Annotated in this window: 3 protein-coding genes; 2 read left to right on the top strand and 1 reads right to left on the bottom strand. The window is 62.9% G+C overall.

The window, feature by feature from the left end:
* Positions 1 to 62: 62 nt before the first annotated feature.
* Complete coding sequence (locus tag KGB27_RS31195) at positions 63 to 926, bottom strand: LysR substrate-binding domain-containing protein (protein WP_223557376.1); 864 nt, start codon at positions 924 to 926, stop codon at positions 63 to 65.
* Between the two features lie 109 nt (positions 927 to 1,035).
* Here KGB27_RS31195 and KGB27_RS31190 point away from each other — a divergent pair, with 109 nt between their 5' ends.
* Together KGB27_RS31190 and phnX are read left to right on the top strand one after the other, a co-directional pair.
* Positions 1,036 to 2,145, top strand: coding sequence for a 2-aminoethylphosphonate--pyruvate transaminase (locus KGB27_RS31190; protein WP_223557375.1), 1,110 nt, complete (start codon positions 1,036 to 1,038; stop codon positions 2,143 to 2,145).
* 122 nt (positions 2,146 to 2,267) lie between these two features.
* Complete coding sequence (gene phnX / locus KGB27_RS31185; protein WP_008040487.1) at positions 2,268 to 3,095, top strand: phosphonoacetaldehyde hydrolase; 828 nt, start codon at positions 2,268 to 2,270, stop codon at positions 3,093 to 3,095.
* Positions 3,096 to 3,176: the final 81 nt, after the last annotated feature.

The raw sequence follows: 3,176 nt of genomic DNA, 5'->3' as shown, positions 1-3,176 counted from the left end.
CTCCTACAAGGTCGTATGCAATCTGTAGGAGCGAGGCTTGCCCGCGAAGGCCGCACCTCGGTCTAACTGACCGGCGCCAACTCGAAAAACGCCTGAATCAAGCGCAAATCCCGCCGCCGCTCCATGCACCCGATCATGTGCCGGTTCACCAACCCCTCGCCAATAATCGGCACCGCCGCCACCCGCGGGTCGTGGCTGACCTCCACCGACGACACCACGCCAACCCCCAACTGCGCCGCGACGGCCTCGGTCACCGCCTCGCGACTGTCCAGTTCCAGCAACACCCGAGGGCTCACCTTCGCCTGGGCGCAAGCGTCATCGAACGTGCGTCGGGTAATCGAACTCGGTTCGCGCAACACCATGATGACCTGATCCAGTTCCTTCAGCGGCACCCCTTTCGAACGCTGCGCCCAAGCATGCCCCTCAGGCACCAGCGCACAAATCCGCGACTCGCTCAGCGCCTGCAAATGCAAACCCTTACGCGGCTCAACCTCGGTCAGCACTGCCACATCGGCATGCTCCGACAACAGCGCCCCCAGGGTTTCCTGCGCATTGCCCAGGCGCAGGTTCACGGTGATCCCCGGATACCGCGCGCGCAGGCTCGCGAGCATCGGCATGACCATGTGCGGCCCGTCCGCCGCCACCTCCAGACGCCCGGTGAGCAATTGCCGATTGGCCTCCAGCATCACTTGCGCTTCTTCGGCCAGACCAAACATCGCCCGGGTGATCGCAGCGAGTTTGGTGCCCTCCTCCGTCAGCTCGACCCGACGCGCGGTGCGCCGCAGCAAGGTGATCTGGTAGTGCTCCTCCAACGCCTTGATGTGCCCGGTGACCGCCGGTTGGCTGATGAACAGCCGGGCGGCGGCCCGGGTGAAGCTGCCCTCGCGGGCCACCGCATCGAAGGCGCGGAGCTGGAACAGGTTCATGAATAACCCTCACTGATGGCTGGCATAACAACAAACAATTTGATTGATAGCACGGCAAATTGCAATTTAAGCCCCGTAGCTTCATCCCATCGATTGCGAGGACACGAGAATGAGTACTGCCGAACCCATCCTGCTCACCCCCGGCCCGTTGACGACGTCGGCCCGCACCCGTCAGGCGATGATGGTCGACTGGGGTTCATGGGATGACCGCTTCAATCAACTGACCGCCAGCCTCTGCGAGCAACTGCTGGCGATCATCAACGGCGGCGACAGTCACCACTGCGTGCCCCTGCAAGGCAGCGGCACCTTCGCCGTCGAAGCGGCAATCGGCACGCTGGTGCCTCGCGACGGCAAAGTCCTGGTGCTGATCAACGGTGCCTACGGCAAACGCCTGGCGAAAATCTGCGAAGTGCTCGGCCGCGCCTACAGCACCTTTGAAACCGCCGAAGACGAACCGACCACCGCCGCTGACGTAGACCGTCTGCTGCGGGCCGATGCCAGCATCACCCACGTCGCGCTGATCCACTGCGAAACCAGCACCGGCATCCTCAACCCGCTGCCGGAAATCGCCCAGGTCATTGCGCAACACGGCAAACGCCTGATCATCGACGCCATGAGCTCCTTCGGCGCGCTGCCGGTGGATGCGCAACAGGTGCCGTTCGACGCGCTGATCGCCGCCTCGGGCAAATGCCTGGAAGGCGTACCGGGGATGGGGTTTGTCTTCGCTCGCAAAGACGCGCTGGCAAATGCCGCCGGCAACTCGCATTCGCTGGCGATGGACCTGTTCGACCAGCACACCTACATGGCCAAGACCGGCCAATGGCGCTTCACCCCGCCAACCCATGTGGTCGCGGCGCTGCACGAAGCCCTGCTGCAATACAACGAAGAAGGCGGTTTGCCGGCGCGGCATCAGCGCTACGCCGACAACTGCAAAGTGTTGCTCGATGACATGGCCAGGCTCGGCTTGCGCAGCTTCCTGCCCGCCGCGATCCAGGCGCCGATCATCGTCACTTTCCACGCACCGAAAGACCCGCGTTACCAGTTCAAGGAGTTCTACGAACGCGTCAAGGCCAAGGGTTTCATCCTCTATCCCGGCAAATTGACCCAGGTCGAAACCTTCCGCGTCGGCTGCATCGGCCACGTCAACCAGGCCGAGATGCACGCGGCGGTGGCGGCGATTGCCGAAGTGCTGCGCGAGATGGAAGTGCTCGAAATCTGAACCACAGACACCGCCGTCCCTGTAGGAGCGAGGCTAGCCCGCGAACACAGGCGACGCGGTCTGTCCGACAAACCTCGTCATCGTTCTTCGCGGGCAAGCCTCGCTCCTACAGGATCAAAAAAATGAACTACGCAAACCCAACCAAACTGCAAGCCGCCATCCTCGACTGGGCCGGCACCGTGGTCGACTTCGGCTCCTTCGCCCCAACCCAGATTTTTGTCGAAGCCTTCGCCGAATTCGACGTCCAGGTGTCCATCGAAGAAGCCCGTGGCCCGATGGGCATGGGCAAGTGGGATCACATCCGCACCCTGTGCGATCAGCCGGCCGTCGCCGAACGTTATCGCAAGGCCTTCGGCCGCACGCCGACCGACGATGACGTCACTGCGATTTACCAACGCTTCATGCCGCTGCAAATCGAAAAAATCGCCGAGCACTCGGCGCTGATCCCCGGCGCGCTGGAGACCATCGCCAACCTGCGTGCGCAAGGGATCAAGATCGGCTCCTGCTCCGGCTACCCGAAACAAGTCATGGACAAAGTGGTCGAACTCGCCGCCACCAACGGCTACGTCGCCGATCACGTGGTCGCCACCGACGAAGTGCCCAACGGCCGTCCATGGCCGGCTCAGGCACTGGCCAACGTGATCGCCCTGGGCATCGACGATGTCGCCGCGTGCGTGAAGATCGACGACACCGTGCCAGGCATTCTTGAAGGTCGTCGCGCCGGCATGTGGACCGTGGCGCTGATCTGCTCGGGCAACGCGCTGGGCCTGGACTACGAAGGTTATCGCGCCCTCGGCAGTGACGAGCTGGACAGCGAACGCAAGCGTATCCACGCACTGTTCGAAGGCTCGCGCCCGCACTACATGATCGACACCATCACCGATTTGCCGGCCGTGATTGCCGACATCAACCAGCGCCTGGCCAACGGCGAGATGCCGCAAACCAACTGATCCACCGCATTCCCCCCGTAGGAGCGAGGCTTGCCCGCGAAGGCGTACTATCTGCCGACATCCATGTTGAATGTTCAGACG

This window comes from Pseudomonas sp. BF-R-01, from assembly GCF_019946615.1.
GTDB classification, from domain to species: Bacteria; Pseudomonadota; Gammaproteobacteria; order Pseudomonadales; family Pseudomonadaceae; genus Aquipseudomonas; species Aquipseudomonas migulae.
This window is presented reverse-complemented; position numbering and strand designations above follow the sequence as displayed.

What these genes read in the sequence shown, in the direction of transcription:
- KGB27_RS31190 (WP_223557375.1), top strand. Translation starts at nt 1,036, where the DNA reads ATGAGTACTGCCGAACCCATCCTGCTCACCCCCGGCCCGTTGACGACG.
- KGB27_RS31195 (WP_223557376.1), bottom strand. Translation starts at nt 926, where the DNA reads ATGAACCTGTTCCAGCTCCGCGCCTTCGATGCGGTGGCCCGCGAGGGC.
- phnX (WP_008040487.1), top strand. Translation starts at nt 2,268, where the DNA reads ATGAACTACGCAAACCCAACCAAACTGCAAGCCGCCATCCTCGACTGG.